This is a genomic window from Pseudomonas allii, from assembly GCF_055380095.1.
On sequence record NZ_AP039450.1, the window covers coordinates 896671 to 911193 of the forward strand.

Annotated in this window: 16 protein-coding genes and 1 tRNA gene; 10 read left to right on the forward strand and 7 right to left on the reverse strand. The window is 60.7% G+C overall.

The window, feature by feature from the left end; genetic code table 11:
• Positions 1–38 precede the first annotated feature (38 nt).
• Positions 39–212: a DUF3094 family protein gene (locus tag ACZ445_RS03965; RefSeq protein ID WP_046034083.1), complete on the reverse strand. Its 174-nt coding sequence runs from the start codon at positions 210–212 to the stop codon at positions 39–41.
• A 54-nt stretch (positions 213–266) separates the two neighbouring features.
• Positions 267–896 (reverse strand): DUF1780 domain-containing protein, encoded by a 630-nt coding sequence (locus ACZ445_RS03970; protein ID WP_058423064.1) that lies wholly within the window; start codon positions 894–896, stop codon positions 267–269.
• A gap of 102 nt (positions 897–998) precedes the next feature.
• On the opposite strand from ACZ445_RS03970, the gene ACZ445_RS03975 reads away from it, so the two are divergent.
• Complete coding sequence (locus ACZ445_RS03975) at positions 999–1688, forward strand: energy-coupling factor ABC transporter permease (RefSeq protein WP_058423063.1); 690 nt, start codon at positions 999–1001, stop codon at positions 1686–1688.
• A 66-nt stretch (positions 1689–1754) separates the two neighbouring features.
• Positions 1755–1970, forward strand: a complete 216-nt coding sequence (locus ACZ445_RS03980; RefSeq protein ID WP_003171680.1) for a hypothetical protein — start codon at positions 1755–1757, stop codon at positions 1968–1970.
• Here ACZ445_RS03980 and yacG read toward each other — a convergent pair.
• Genes yacG through ACZ445_RS04000 form a run of 4 tightly spaced genes read right to left on the reverse strand, consistent with a single transcriptional unit; the run spans position 1967 to position 4855 of the window.
• Positions 1967–2167 (reverse strand): DNA gyrase inhibitor YacG, encoded by a 201-nt coding sequence (gene yacG / locus ACZ445_RS03985; RefSeq protein WP_003188437.1) that lies wholly within the window; start codon positions 2165–2167, stop codon positions 1967–1969. The genes ACZ445_RS03980 and yacG overlap by 4 nt on opposite strands.
• On the reverse strand, positions 2164–2787 hold the full coding sequence (coaE, locus tag ACZ445_RS03990) for a dephospho-CoA kinase (protein WP_058423062.1): 624 nt from the start codon (positions 2785–2787) through the stop codon (positions 2164–2166). The genes yacG and coaE overlap by 4 nt, the downstream gene beginning before the upstream one ends.
• On the reverse strand, positions 2784–3650 hold the full coding sequence (locus ACZ445_RS03995; protein WP_058423061.1) for a prepilin peptidase: 867 nt from the start codon (positions 3648–3650) through the stop codon (positions 2784–2786). Before ACZ445_RS03995 ends, coaE begins: the two co-directional genes overlap by 4 nt.
• The gene (locus tag ACZ445_RS04000; RefSeq protein WP_058423060.1) at positions 3647–4855 is read right to left on the reverse strand and encodes a type II secretion system F family protein; all 1209 of its coding nucleotides are present in this window, start codon (positions 4853–4855) and stop codon (positions 3647–3649) included. The genes ACZ445_RS03995 and ACZ445_RS04000 overlap by 4 nt, the downstream gene beginning before the upstream one ends.
• 193 nt (positions 4856–5048) lie before the next feature.
• On the opposite strand from ACZ445_RS04000, the gene ACZ445_RS04005 reads away from it, so the two are divergent.
• The 4 genes from ACZ445_RS04005 to ACZ445_RS04020 all read left to right on the forward strand — a co-directional run bounded on the left by ACZ445_RS04005 (position 5049) and on the right by ACZ445_RS04020 (position 7479).
• Positions 5049–5471, forward strand: coding sequence for a pilin (locus ACZ445_RS04005; protein ID WP_081049220.1), 423 nt, complete (start codon positions 5049–5051; stop codon positions 5469–5471).
• Between the two features lie 35 nt (positions 5472–5506).
• Positions 5507–6907, forward strand: a complete 1401-nt coding sequence (locus ACZ445_RS04010; RefSeq protein WP_179028260.1) for an O-antigen ligase family protein — start codon at positions 5507–5509, stop codon at positions 6905–6907.
• A gap of 48 nt (positions 6908–6955) precedes the next feature.
• A tRNA-Thr gene (locus ACZ445_RS04015) sits at positions 6956–7028 on the forward strand.
• Positions 7029–7173: 145 nt separating this feature from the next.
• On the forward strand, positions 7174–7479 hold the full coding sequence (locus tag ACZ445_RS04020) for a DUF6388 family protein (RefSeq protein ID WP_033903347.1): 306 nt from the start codon (positions 7174–7176) through the stop codon (positions 7477–7479).
• A 150-nt stretch (positions 7480–7629) separates the two neighbouring features.
• Here the strand turns inward: ACZ445_RS04020 and nadC are convergent, their stop codons facing one another.
• Positions 7630–8478 carry a carboxylating nicotinate-nucleotide diphosphorylase gene (nadC, locus tag ACZ445_RS04025; protein WP_464708000.1) on the reverse strand — a complete coding sequence of 283 codons (849 nt, stop codon included), beginning with the start codon at positions 8476–8478 and terminating at the stop codon, positions 7630–7632.
• Positions 8479–8668: 190 nt separating this feature from the next.
• On the opposite strand from nadC, the gene ACZ445_RS04030 reads away from it, so the two are divergent.
• The 4 genes from ACZ445_RS04030 to ACZ445_RS04045 all read left to right on the forward strand — a co-directional run bounded on the left by ACZ445_RS04030 (position 8669) and on the right by ACZ445_RS04045 (position 14500).
• Complete coding sequence (locus tag ACZ445_RS04030) at positions 8669–10819, forward strand: DUF1631 domain-containing protein (protein ID WP_464708001.1); 2151 nt, start codon at positions 8669–8671, stop codon at positions 10817–10819.
• Positions 10820–10880: 61 nt separating this feature from the next.
• Positions 10881–11444 carry a 1,6-anhydro-N-acetylmuramyl-L-alanine amidase AmpD gene (ampD, locus tag ACZ445_RS04035; protein ID WP_058423055.1) on the forward strand — a complete coding sequence of 188 codons (564 nt, stop codon included), beginning with the start codon at positions 10881–10883 and terminating at the stop codon, positions 11442–11444.
• The gene (ampE, locus tag ACZ445_RS04040) at positions 11441–12277 is read left to right on the forward strand and encodes a regulatory signaling modulator protein AmpE (RefSeq protein WP_058423054.1); all 837 of its coding nucleotides are present in this window, start codon (positions 11441–11443) and stop codon (positions 12275–12277) included. The genes ampD and ampE overlap by 4 nt, the downstream gene beginning before the upstream one ends.
• A gap of 192 nt (positions 12278–12469) precedes the next feature.
• Complete coding sequence (locus ACZ445_RS04045) at positions 12470–14500, forward strand: methyl-accepting chemotaxis protein (RefSeq protein ID WP_179029489.1); 2031 nt, start codon at positions 12470–12472, stop codon at positions 14498–14500.
• Positions 14501–14523 lie beyond the last annotated feature (23 nt).

The window sequence follows — 14523 nt, forward strand, 5'->3', positions numbered from 1 at the left end:
AGAAATCGGAGCAGTTACCCCCGCGAGCGCCAGGCAGCTCATAGCGTCAGGTAACTCAAAAGGCGACTCAGCAAGCCGAGGCCGATCACCACGGCAAGCACCACGCCGAGGAGCAGCCACGGCCGGAAAGGCTTGCGCTCGACTCGGTTCTGGGAGAGTTGCAGGTACTCTTCGACATGCTGTTGGTCATCGGGGTTCAGGCGGCTGGTCATAAAGGCCTCGTCAGGTAGACGTTGCAAAAGGGCGCCACGTTACAGTCCTGGGGCTCAGAGGCTGATACCCACGTCGAACACTATGCTGCGGCCCAGGTTGTTGCGCAAGAAATCCGGTGCGTCCGGGTGGGCGAACAGCACCCGTGCAAAGGTCGGCCCTACCAGGGACAGCGAGCGCCAGCCCTGGCGCAGATATTCCGTCGGCGGCGGAAAATGGCTGTTGAGGTCGAGCACTTCGCGCTTGAGGCTAGTGAAGGCGACGATATCCAGCTCACCCAGGTCCATCCCGCGCTCTTTATAGTTATGCGCCTTCTTGCGCAGCGTAGGCGCCAGGCGCATCAGAAACTCGTGGGCCGGGATGCGTCGCGGCTTGGCTTCGCGTCGTACCAGTTGACTGAGGGAGAACGCACTGCGCCGGCGCAGCAACTCGTCGCGCCACTCGTCATTCAGGCGACGGCCCTCGTCCAGCACGAAAAACACCTCGAAGCTGGCGTCGCGAAACAGTACGTCCGGCGGCTCTTGCCCGGCGGCGTGGAATTCTTCGGCACGGTAGGGCACGTTCAAGCCTTGCAGCAGACGCTGGCAGACCCAACGCTCACGCTCCCATTTGCGGGCATTGGACAAGAACGCATTGGCTTGTTCGGCCGCTACGGTGAGCAGGCGCAAGTAATCTGAGTCATCCATAGCTAGCAGCTTAGCGCCCAAATGATGACCGCAGGAAGTACCCCGGTGAAACGTCGGTGTAGACTGATCATCCGACTCTTATTCGACCCGGGGAGTATCGCCGTGATCAGTGCCGCCCTGTTGGCGCCGACAACCATGGGTCTCGGCTGGTTGCTGTATGCGCCGCTGGTACTGTGGGCGATCCTGCGTTCGCCGTGGGTCGAGCTGTTCGCCGACCGGCGCCGTCAGCATTTGTTGTTCGGCACGGTGTTCGCGTTGTTCATGCTGTGGCTGGTGCGGCGGGATTTTGATACCGGCGTGTCCTACCACTTCATCGGCATGACGGCCGTAACCCTGTTGCTGGATTGGCCCCTGGCAATCGTCGGCGGTTTTGCCGCCCAGTTGGGCTTGCTGCTGTTGGGGCGCCAGGATCTCGCTGCCCTTGGCCTCAATGGCCTGTTGCTGATCGGGCTACCGGTGCTGGTCACTGAAGCCTGCGCGCTGCTGGTCGAGCGTGCGCAACCACGCAATCCCTTTGTGTATATCTTCTGTTCCGGTTTTTTCGCGGCAGCCCTGTCGGCACTGTTGTGCCTGCTGTGTGGGCTGGGGCTGTTGTGGTTCGACGGGCGATTCGCCATGCCGGAATGGCTGGAGGATTTCGTCGGCTACCTGTGGCTGATTATCTTCCCCGAGGCCTTTATCAACGGCATGGTCATCAGTGCCCTGGTGGTGTTTTGCCCCGAATGGCTGGAGACCTTCAACCGCACGCGCTACCTCTCGGCGCCCTGGAAGGACGACGATTCGCAGCGTTGACCTGGATCAAATCCAGTGTCGACGAGCAGGCCCATGCTCTGCGAAATTTTTCCAGGAGCGCGGATCATGAGTGTGTACGAATGGGCACGACAGGAGTTACGCAGAAGCCAGGATGCGGCACAGGAGATCGGTTTTGACCCAGGACTGACCTTGCGCGCCATGCTCAGCGCGGTGGTGCAGCAGAGCAAAGGCGTGCGCAGTTTCGAAGACCTGGCCGACGAGCTGCAATACCTCGCAGAAAACCTCGACGACCAGCAGGAATACGCCTTTATGCGCCCTTAGTGGCGAGGCGGCAGGTCTTCAGAAAACAGCTCGTCTTCAGCATCCGGCGCTACGGGGATCTTGTGTTCTTCAGCGGCCCAGGCGCCCAGGTCGATGAGTTTGCAGCGGTCCGAGCAGAACGGCCGGTTGAGGTTGGTCGCTTTCCATTCCACGGGTGCGCCGCAGGTTGGGCAGTCGACGGTCAAGGGTTGGCTCATGATCGGCCTCCACGCAAAGTAAGGTAAAAGTGGTGCAGTCGCTCGACCTCGCTGTGTAGCCAGGCAAGGTCCTGGTCATTGACCAGTACGTCATCGGCATGTTTCAGGCGGTCTTCGCGGCTGGATTGGGCCTTGAGGATCGCCTGCACCTGTTGCTCGTTGATGCCGTCGCGCTGCAGGGTACGCTGAATCTGCAGCGATTGCGGCACGTCGATCACCAGGATGCGCTGGGTCATGCTGTGCTGGCCGGACTCGATCAGCAGTGGCGACACCAGGATCGCGTAAGGTGACGTCGCGCGCGCCAGGTGGCTGCGTATCTCTTCGCCAATCAACGGATGCAGCAGGGCTTCGAGCCAGCGGCGCTCTTCGGGGACTTCAAAGATCAGCTTGCGCAATGCGGCGCGGTCCAACTGGCCGTCAGGTTGCAGCACGCCGGCACCGAAATGCTCGGCGATGCGCGCCAATGCTGGCCGACCAGGTTCTACCACCCAGCGGGCGGCGTGATCGGCGTCCACCAAGTCGACACCCAGGTCGATAAAGTGCTGGGCCGCCGCGCTTTTGCCGCTGCCGATGCCGCCGGTAAGGCCAAGAATCCAGGGTGTTGCGACACGAGTGGTCATCTGAAACCGACAGACTGCAAATAGAAGTCGGTTATTTGACCACCCCAGAGCAATGCAATCCAGCCGGCAATCGCCAGATACGGACCAAATGGCATCGGTGCCGACGCCTGGGACTTGCGCAGGCGCATCAGGATCAAGCCGACGAATACCCCGACCAGTGACGACATCAACAGCGTCATCGGCAGGATCTGCCAGCCACCCCAGGCACCGAGCAGCGCCAGCAACTTGAAGTCGCCGTGGCCCATGCCGTCCTTGCCGGTGACCAGCTTGAACAGCCAGAACACGCTCCACAGGCTCATGTAGCCAATCACGGCGCCCCACAGGGCCTCGGCCAATGTCGTCAGCAGGCCGAAGCTGTTGACGATCAGTCCCAGCCACAGCAGCGGCATTACCAGCACATCCGGTAGCAGTTGATGGTCGGCGTCGATCAGGCTCATCGCCAACAACCCCCAACTCAGCACCATCACTGTTCCCGCCTGCCAGCCAAAGCCGAAATGCCAGGCCACCCAGGCCGAGATCAAACCGCACGCCAGTTCCGTGAGGGGGTAGCGGATGCTGATCGCCCCTTGGCAATGCGCGCAGCGGCCGCGCAGAAACAGGTAGCTGAGCAGCGGGATATTTTCCCATGGGCGTATGGGATGGTTGCAGTGCGGGCAGCAAGAGTTGGGCTGCATCAGGTTGTAGGTCGGCCCGGCGGGTGTTGCGGGCAAGCCCAGCACTTCATGGGCCTGGGCGCGCCATTCCCGCTCGAGCATTTTCGGCAGGCGCCACACCAGCACGTTGAGAAAACTGCCGACGATCAGCCCCAGCATCGCCGCCATCGCCACAAACGCCCAGGGATGCTCCCCCAGCAGCAGGCTCAAAATGCGCTTCCCAGTTGGAATACCGGCAGGTACATGGCAATCACCAGCGCGCCGACGATGCCCCCCAGTACCACCATGATCAGAGGCTCCATCAGGCTGGTGAGGTGATCGACCAGGTTGTCCACATCGGCCTCGTAATGGTTGGCGACCTTCTCCAGCATGCGGTCAAGCGTGCCCGACTCTTCGCCGATGGCCGTCATCTGGATGGCCATGCCGGGAAACAGGCCGCTGACGACCATGGATTGATTCAGTTGCATGCCAGTGGATACATCGTGTCGCATATGCTCGATTGCCTGTCTGAACGGCCCAGAACCGGCGGCCCCAGCCACCGAGTCCAGCGCCTGCACCAACGGAACACCGGCGGCGAAGGTAGTGGACAGCGTGCGGGCGTAGCGGGCCACGGCTGATTTTCTCAGCAGTTTGCCTGCCACGGGCGCTTTCAACAAACCGGCATCCAGCCACAGCCGAAAAGCCGGTAAGGCATGGTAGGCGTGGCGCAACCCCAAGCCTGCGACAAGCAGGCCCAGTGCCACGCCCCACCAGGCTCGCTGCATGAACTCGGACAAAGCGATCACCTGCAAGGTGAAACCGGGCAGTTTGCCGTCGACCCCGGCGAACAGGCTTTGGAACTGCGGTACTACGTGGACCAGCAGTACGCCGGTGACCAGGCTGGCGACCATCAGCACGGTGATCGGATAGGTCATGGCTTTTTTGATCCTGGCCTTTAACTGCTCGCTCTTTTCCCGATGAATCGCTACCCGCTCCAGCAATGTTTCAAGAGCACCGGCCTGTTCGCCGGCCGCTACCAGGTTGCAATACAACTCATCGAAATAGCGTGGATGCTTGCGCAACGTGTCGGCAAGGCTGGCGCCTGCGGCGATGGACTGTTTCAACCCCTCTATCAGTTCACGCAGCGTGCGGTTGTCGAAGCCTTCGCCGATGATGTCGAAGGCTTGCAGCAGAGGAATCCCGGCCTTCAGCAAGGTGGCCAGTTGGCGCGTGAGCAGGGTGATATCCGCTGATTTGATAGATGGCTTGAGGCCCGCTAGAACTGGAGAATGCTTGCGTACAAGCCCAGGGCTGATGCCTTGCCGGCGCAGCTGCGCTTTGACCAGGGCAGGGTTGTGCCCGGTGCTGTGCCCGGACACCTTGCGCCCTTTGCGGTTGATGCCTTCCCAGGCGTAGATCGTTGAAGCGTTGTCCATGTCACCGTTCCGCACAGAGGTCGTTGAAGATTTATAGCTTAGTCAGGTGACGGATTCGGGCAGGCGGGCGGGGGTGGATAAAATGTCAGAATGTGCGTCCTGTGCGCGATTGACCGCCTGCGGATGAGTACACTGGCGCCGCGGCACAACACGGGGCGCAGGAAGCGCCTTGTCATGAGTTCTATCCTGGAGAGTGAATGTGAGACGTCAAAAAGGTTTTACCCTGATCGAGCTGCTGATTGTCGTGGCAATCATCGGCATTTTGGCTACCATCGGCCTGCCCATGTACACCACCCACCAGGCCAAGGCCAAGTTCACCGCCGGCCTGGCTGAAATCACCGCGTTGAAGCCCGGGTATGAAGACATCCTCAACCAGGGCACCGTGCCGACTGTGGCATTGATCGGCGGCACCAGCCCCACCGCCAATTGCACGATCAACGTGACAGGGGATGTGGCCACCGGCGCGGGCACCATCAGTTGCGAAATACTCGACGCCCCTGCGCCGGTGCTGGGCAAGACCATCAGCCTGACGCGCAACGCCACCACCGGTTGGAAATGCAGCACCACCGCTGAAGCGAAATATGTTGCCAAAGGCTGCGGCGCCGACGGGGCATAGTTGCTAAACCATCCACAGGGAACTTGAGGTGGCCGATGGCGTTATCCATACAGCAGCGTGGCAGTGTTTTCCTGGTGACAGTGGTGTGCCTGCTGGTGGTCGGAATATGTGCACCCTTCAGTGGGCATGATTTGCAGCGGGCTATGCAGATTGCCATCGGGGCGTGTGCGGTGCTGTATGGGTTATCTGTCGTCCCTGTCGGCCAATTGTTGGACAGGCCAACCGCCCTGGGCCTGATGCTGATTATCGTGCTTGGCCTGGTGTCATCCACGTTGGCCCGTCAGCCGCTCTGGGCACTGGCCGAAATGGCGCTGTTTGTCAGTTGCGGGTCGATTGCCGTGGCGTTTGCCTTGCTGCGTCGTCAGGGCGGTGAGCCTTTGGATCGCGCCTTGGTCATGGTGGTGGTGCTGCTGTGCCTGATCAAGTCGATTCAATACGTGTATGCAGGCACACTTGTGTTTATCAGCGCTGAACGTGTGCTGGACCCTGACCTGTTGCTGTCCGGTTTTTCCAACAAGCGCTTCTACGGTCAGTTTCAGACATTCACGCTGCCGTTGCTGGCACTTCCTTTGTTAATTACTGTTACCTCTCGCTCGCTCAAAGGCGCGGTGTTTGCGTTGCTGTGCGTGTGGTGGATGATCGCGATCGCCGGCGGTACGCGCGGTACCTGGCTTGGCATGTGTGTGGCCGGGGGTGTGCTGGCGGTACTTGGTCCCTGGGGGCGCCGATGGCTGGGTTGGCAACTGGCCGCGATGTTTGGCGGGTTGCTGCTGTACTGGCTGTTGTTTGCGGTAGTGGCGGATTACCTGGGGGTCGAGGTCTCCAAGAGCGCCGGTGACCGCCTCACCACTACCCTGTCGGGTCGCGGTCCGATCTGGTGGCAGGCTTGGCATATGATCGTCGAGTGTCCATGGTTGGGCTTCGGGCCGATGCATTTTGCCGATATTGCCAATGAAATCGCCGCTCATCCGCACCAGGCCATCCTGCAATGGGCCAGTGAATGGGGTGTGCCATCCGCCTTGTGCGTGGTGGCTGTGGCGTGGCGAGGCGGCTGGGCGACGTTCGGTGTGTTGCGTGAACGAGCGCTCTCGAACACTCGCGCTGATCTGTTGCGGCTATGCCTGTTTGCGGCCTTGGTAGGGGCGTTGGTGCAGTCCATGGTCGACGGCGTGATGGTGATGCCCAATTCCCAGGTCTGGCTGGCGCTGGTGGTGGGCTGGCTGATGGCGTTGCATGTTTGGAAAAAACCGGAGACCGCCGCGTTGCCATTGGCCTGGGCAGCCTGGAAAGTGCTGAGTGTACTGGCCGTCGGTCTGCTGGTATTTATCGCAGTTCGCGATGTGCCTCACATCAAGCAAGCCCAGCAGCAGTACCTGGCCACCCATGTCGGCCTGCTGCAACCCCGCTTCTGGGCCCAGGGCGTGATTGCGCGCTGAAGGCCGCAAGTTGCCGGACTCCCAATGCAGTGCTAGCTTTAGTCCACCGCCCGTGTAGCTCAGCCGGTAGAGCAGCGCACTCGTAACGCGAAGGTCGCAGGTTCGATTCCTGTCTCGGGCAAAAAGGCAACAAAGGCAGCACTGTTTTCAGATGATCCCAGAATGGTTCTGAAGGCCAGACGAGCCGGCATTTGAGCCTGCTCTTTTGTATCTGCGCAACCTTGATGACCCAGATGCATCCCCATTCCTCGATCTAAGAGAACAACATGACCACGACTGAAATGACCCAGGAAGTTCGCCATCAAGCAGCCCTCGAAAAATACCTCGAGGAATCGCCGCAGCTTAAAGAAGAGATCAAGGACCTGAGCGCCGATGATCAGCGCGACCAGATTCAGTGGGCATTCGAGGACGAAGCCGAGAGCCAGGGCTATCAGCCTTGGGAGCTGACCCTCAAGTACACCTCGACACCGGAAGAATTCGAAGCGGCACGACTGGCCTTGCACAAAGAGGCGGCCGAAGTGCTGGGTGTCGAATGGGAAGAGTACTGCGAGATGAATGACTTGGTAGTCTGACGTTTGTAGTGAGCGGGCTTGCCCCGCGCTGGGTGGCGAAGCCGCCCAAAAATCTACCGCCGCGTTCTAATTGATATAACGCTGTGGCCTTATTGGGGCGGCTTCGCTACCCAGCGCGGGGCAAGCCCGCTCACTATTGCTTGCAACGGTCTAGATACTCAGGCGCATCGACAAATCCACCGCCTTCACATCCTTGGTCATCGCGCCAATCGAGATGTAGTCCACCCCGGTCTCAGCGATGGGCAGCAGGGTGTGTTCATTGATCCCGCCGCTGGCTTCCAGCTTGGCCTGGCCGCCGTTCAGGCGCACGGCTTCACGCATGTCTTCCAGGCTCAATTCATCCAGCATGATGATGTCCGCACCTGCGGCCAGGGCTTCGCGCAGTTCATCCAGGCTTTCCACTTCGATTTCCACCGGCTTGCCGGGTGCGATCCGGTGCGTGGCCGCAATCGCCTGGGCAATGCCGCCGCTGGCCGCGATATGGTTTTCCTTGATCAAAAAAGCGTCATACAAACCAATGCGGTGGTTGTGGCAGCCGCCGCAGGTCACTGCGTACTTCTGCGCCAGGCGCAGGCCTGGCAGGGTTTTGCGGGTATCCAGCAGCTTGACCTGGGTGCTGGAAACGAAGTCCGCCAGAAATTGGGCACGCGTGGCGACGCCGGACAGCAATTGCAGGAAATTCAGTGCGCAGCGTTCGCCGCTGAGCAGCGAGCGCGCCGGGCCTTCAAGGTGAAATAGCACTTGGTTGGGGCTGACACGTTCACCATCGGCCACCTGCCAATGCACGGCGACCCGTGGGTCCAGCTGACGGAACACCGCATCCACCCAGGCGGTGCCGGCGATCACTGCTGCATCGCGGGTAATGATGGTGGCCGTAGCCAGCCGTTCGGCCGGGATCAACTGCGCAGTGATGTCGCCGCTGCCGATGTCTTCCAGCAGTGCGCGGCGCACGTTGGCTTCGATTTCGGCGGTGAGGTCGGCAAGACGGAGATTCGGCATAACAGGCTCCACAGACAAAGTGCCCCGATTATAGGGGCAGTGCGCGTCTGAACCCAGCGACCTGCTCATTTACCGCCAAATGACAGAGTGTGCTGGCGCAAACCCCCTTGTTTGCAAGATAATCTCGCGCCTTGCAATTGGCGTCATAGCTTTGACGTCTCGCCCAATACCGCCGTTTCAGGAGGCCAGGATGCACAATGACGGAAAGGTGGTGCCAATCAAGAAGGCGCATGCCACGCCATCGCCGCTCGCCCGACTGCCGGTGGTATTGCTGCAGGTTCGCGACAAAGCGGCGCAACAGTTGCAGCAAGGGTTGCAGGAACTGTTCGATAACGCCGACGACACGCTGTTCGAAATGGCCGACAAGGCGCGCAACAATCTTGACCACCACATTTTCTTTGAAGCCATGCGTGATCTGCGCCTCAAGCGCAAGAATTTCGAGCGTGTGTTCATGGAGCGTCTTTTCGACGCCTTTGCCAGTCTGGGCCAGGCAGGGCGGGGCGAGCTGCAACTGGTGCCGGTGGTTTCCTACGACGGGGTGCCGGGTTCAACCAGGGACGACCTGGAAAAAGCCGTGGCGCTTGAAGCCATGCTGGGTCGCGTGCGCCACCGTGATGGCCTGGCTCTCGCGCAACTTACGGCACGCTTGAGCGCTTTACTGGGCAACCGCCTGGATGATCGTGAGAACCCGCTGGGGCCGGCGCTGCTGTGTGAGTTTTTCCTGCGGGCGGGGCGCAGCCTGGGCGTGGAGATCCGCGTCAAACTGGTCATGCTCAAGCTCTTTGAAAAATACGTGCTCAGTGACGCCGACCAGCTATACGGCGAAGCCAATCAACTGCTGGTCGCAACCGGCGTCTTGCCTGAACTCAAGGCCATACCGTCCCGACGCATCGATGGGCGTGCGGCACCTGAGCATCCGCGCGAATCAACTTCGCCAGTCGCCGACCGGTCCGGTGACGAAAATGGCCAGGAAGCCTTCGCCGCGCTGCAGTCGTTGCTGACGGCGGTGCGTGGCAGCGTGGCGCCGACGCTTGAAGCCAGCGCCGAGCCGTTGCCCATTTCCACCCAGGACCTGCTGCGCCTGCTCTCCCATTTGCAGCAGTACGTGCCGGAGCCTGAGTCGGAAGATGATTTCGACCTACGCAGCCAGCTTGAACAGTTGCTCACCCGTGTCAGCGTCAAGAGTGGTAAGTCGCGGGTGGTGGAGGACGCGGACGAAGACGTGATCAATCTGATCGCGCTGCTGTTTGAGTTCATCCTCAATGACCGGAGCGTGCCCGATGCCTTCAAGGCCTTGATCGGCCGCTTGCAGATTCCTCTGCTGAAAGTGGCGTTGCTGGATAAGAGCCTTTTCAGTCGCAGTGGCCACCCGGCGCGAGGTCTGCTCAACGAAATCTCGGCCGCTGCCATGGGCTGCAGCCCACTGGATGACTACCAACGCGACCATCTTTACCTGCGCATCGAGCAGGTGGTGCAGCGCTTGCTCAACGAATATGTCGAAGATCCGGTGATCTTTTCCCAGTTGCTCGCCGAGTTCAGCGCGTTTACCGCTGATGAGCGGCGGCGCAGCGACTTGCTCGAACAACACACCCGGGATGCCGAAGCTGGGCGCGTGCGCACGGAAGCCGCCCGCCAGCGCGTGGCCGATGTGCTGAATAAACGGCTATTGGGCAAGGTCCTGCCGCGTCCTGTGGTGCAGTTCCTGCAACAGGCCTGGAGCCAGGTGTTGCTGCTGGCGAGCCTCAAGTACGGCGAGCAGTCAGTGCAATGGCAAGCGGGGCTGCGCACCATGGACGAACTGATCTGGAGCGTCGGTTTGCAGCAGGACACCGAGGCAGTGCGGCGTTTGCTGGACCAGCTACCGGGCTTGCTCAAGGCCTTGCGCGATGGCTTGACCAGCGCCGCGTTCGACCCCTTCAGTACCCGCGAATTCTTTGTGCGCTTGCAGGCGTTGCATATCCAGGCACCTGAAGGTGTTGATGAGCTGATCGAGGTGCGTGAGCCATTTGTGCTGAGTACGGCATCACTCGACACGGTCCCCGAGCTGCCGGGCAACGATCCTGACCTGTACAAGGCTCTCCAACTCAAGGTGGGCGACTGGGTAGTATTCCAGGAAGGCCAAGCCAGCACGCTGCGCTGCAAGCTGACAGCGATCATGGCGCCGGCCAACACTTATGTGTTCATCAGCCGCACGGGGCTCAAGGTGTTGGAAAAGAGCGCGGGCCAACTGGCAATGGCGTTCAAGCGTGGCGCACTGCACACGCTGGAAGACGGGCCCCTGTTCGAGCGCGCCTTGACTGCGGTGGTGGACAAGCTGCGTCAACTCAATCGCGGCAAGTGATCGCAACCGGGGGGGCTAACGCGGCATACTGGTCACACTTTGTATTGTTCAAGGAACCTGTATGCAGTTGGACCCCACCAGCGGTTGGTGCCAGGGCATCCGTCATTGCCCGTCGCCCAACTTCAACGAGCGCCCCGCCGGCGAAATCTCACTGTTGGTGGTGCATAACATCAGCCTGCCACCAGCGCAGTTCGCTACCGGCAAAGTGCAGGAATTTTTCCAGAATCGCCTGGATGTCACGGAACATCCCTACTTTGAAGGGATTGCGGACCTACGGGTATCTGCGCATTTTCTGATTGAGCGTGATGGCGCGGTGACGCAGTTTGTATCCTGCATCGACCGTGCCTGGCACGCCGGGGTGTCGTATTTCGAGGGGCGGGACACCTGCAATGATTTTTCCCTTGGGATAGAGCTGGAGGGCACGGATGACCTGCCGTTCACCGACGCTCAATATGCAGCATTGATCGACCTGACCCGCCAGTTGCTGGTGGCTTACCCGGGCATCACCCCCCAGCGCATTTGTGGCCACAGCGATATCGCTCCGGGACGCAAGACCGACCCCGGCCCCGCTTTTGATTGGACGCGCTTTCGCAGCGCCCTGCAGGATGGAGGACACGCACGATGAGTTTCCTGGTATTGGTACTCGCCGTATGGATCGAGAAATTCTCGGCCCTGCGCCAGCGGTTGCAGCGAGATGGCGGCTGGTTGCGCGAACTGGCCAAGCTGGAATCGAGCCCACGCATGGGCAAGCAGCCCTGGCTGATTCTGGCGTTGCTGGTGTTGTTGCCGGTGGCCTTGCTGGCGCTGTTGCTGCTGGTGCTGGAACCGGTGGCGTACGGACTGCTGGCGCTACCGGTGCACCTGCTGGTGGTGATCTACAGCCTGGGCCGTGGTGACCTGCTCGCCGGGCTGGGTCCGTTCCGCGATGCCTGGCGACGGGGTGACCTACAGGCCGCCGAGCACGTGGCCGAACGTGACCTAAGCCTGAGCGCCGACAGTGGCGAGCAATTGCTCGAACGCGTCCAGGGCCATTTGTTGTGGCAGGCCTACCAGAGCTTCTTTGCGGTGATTTTCTGGTACTTCCTGCTGGGCCCGGTTGCGGCCCTGGCTTATCGCCTGCTCGCACTGGCCAGCGAGCACAGCAAAAACCCTTTGGTAGCCGAGCGGGCTGGGCAACTGCGTCACGCGTTCGATTGGCTGCCGGTGCGCCTGCTGGCTGCCAGCTTTGCCTTGGTGGGCAATTTCGTTGCCGTCAGCCGTGTGATGCTCCATGAACTGCTGAGCTGGGACATCAGCGCCGCCCAACTGATGGAAAAAGTCGGCCTGGTCGCCGCCGAAATCCCACCCCCTGCGGTCGGCCCCGATGGCATCAACAGCCTGGACCGACTCTGGGAACTGCTGCTACGCGCAGCGGTGCTGTGGTACGCCGGCTTCGCCATCTGGACCGTCCTACCCTGACCCTGTAGAAGCCGTCTCGCTGTAGTGAGCAAGCTTGCCTGTGGCGAGCGGGCTTGCCCCGCGCTGGGCTGCGAAGCAGCCCCCCCAACCATTAACCTTAAGTTACAAAACTCCCTTTCAAATTGAGCTATACAGATGCTGGCTAACTGCCGCCCTGCACCTCAATAAAAATAAAAGAAAGGGAGTTCACCTGTGAAGAGCTTGCTCTATCCCGCCGTCGCCCTGATGAATCGCCTGAGCTTCGGCATGAAGTTCAGCCTGATCAGCGTGTTGTTCCTGCTGCCAATGCTGGCGACCAACTATTACCTGGTGCGTGACTCGTGGCGTGAATTCCAAGGCACCCGCGTGGAACTGCAAAGCCTCGATTTACTCGGCAGCAGCCTGACCCTGCGCCGCGACCTGGAAACCCTCAACAATCAGGTGCAGATCAACGCCACCCTCGGCCAGTCCGGCAAGGCCGGCGATCTTGAAGGCAAGATCGGCGCCCTGGAACAAAGCGTGCTCAACCGCTTGCAAGGCCTCAATGCCATGGCCACCGAGCCCGAGCAGATTGCGGCTTTCAATGCCAAGCGCGACGAGTTGATTACGGCCTTCAAGACGCAGCAACAGGAAACGTCGCTGCTGAGCAAAAGCGCACTGATCGGCAAGTTGCTCAACAAATCGCAGATGCTCAGCCAGATCATCGCCAGCCAATCCGGGCTGAGCCGCGACTCCCAGAGCGACCTGCGCCAACTCAGCGAGCTGATCACCAGCGTCACCCCACAAGTTACCCAGGCCCTGGGCGAAGGCCGCGCGATGGGCGCGTATTCCCTGGGCCAGGGTTTTCTCAATTCTTCGTCCAGCACGCGGTTTGACGAACTGTTGCAGCAACTGGAAAAACTCCAGGCCGAATATGGCCTGAAGTTGCAGGATGCCCTGGGCTCCAGTACCGCAGCCCACGCGGCACTCGACAACCTGGCCAAAGCCAGCAACGCCAGCCTCAAGCATGGCAGCGAGTTGTTTGAGGAGCAGGTGGTGATGGCCGAGACCCTCGACGCGCCCTGGCAGGGTTTCTACGACAGCGTCAGCCAGTTGATGGCCCAGACCTATCAGTTGGATGAAGCGACCCTGGCGTTCCTCGGACAGCAGTTGGAGCAACGCCTGGCGCAAAACCGCACGCACATGGTGGTACTGGTCTCGGCCCTGAGCGCGGTGTTTATGCTGATCTTCTATTTGTACGCCGGTTTCTACGCGTCCACCCGCACCACGCTGCGACGCCTGGGTGCGATGATGGACAAGGTGGCGGCCGGTGACATGACCGTCACCTTTGTTGCCCATAGCCGTGACGAGTTGGGTGACTTGGGCCAAGTGTTCAACGGCACCGTGGCGAAGATCCATGACTTGATCGAGCGCGTCGGGCACACCGTCAGCCAGGTCGAACTCCAGGCTGGCCAGGTGGAAACAGTCTCGGCCCGAAGCAACCAGGCGGTGTCCGGGCAGCGTAGCCAGATCGAGCAGGTGGCGACGGCGATGAACCAGATGTCGTCCACCGCCCAGGAAGTTGCGCGCAGCGCGGCGGCGGCCGTCAGCAGTGCCCACAGCGTCAATGACGAAACCGTCAGCGGCCGTGGCCTGGTGCAATCCCAGCAGGGCAGCATTGCGCGGCTCGCTTCGGAAATCGATCAGTCGGTGCAGGTTATCAACCAATTGGCCACCGACAGCCAGTCCATCAGCAGCGTCCTGGAGGTGATCAAAAGCATCGCTGAGCAAACCAACCTGCTGGCACTCAATGCCGCCATCGAAGCCGCGCGGGCCGGTGAACAGGGGCGTGGTTTTGCAGTGGTGGCCGATGAGGTGCGCACCCTGGCCAGGCGTACTCAGCATTCCACCGAAGAAATCGAACAGATGATCAGCCGTTTGCACAGCGGTGTGGCCGCCGCCGTGAAGGCCATGGGTACCAGCCATGCCATGGCAAATGGCACGGTAGGGCAATCGGAAAAGGTCCAGCAGGCACTGGAAAACATTCTTGGCGCCGTGGGAATGATCGTCGACCAGAACCAGCAGATCGCTGCCGCCGTGGAGCAACAGACCGCCGTCGCCCATGACATCGACCAGAACATTGTCGAAATCAACCGCGCCGGCGAGCATGCGGCCCAGGGCGCCCACCAGACCGAAGCGGCCAGCCGGCAACTGTCGATGCAGGTGATTGAGTTGAAGCAATTGATCGGCGCGTTTCGAGTGTAGGAATTGTAGGTAGGGCGTATTGC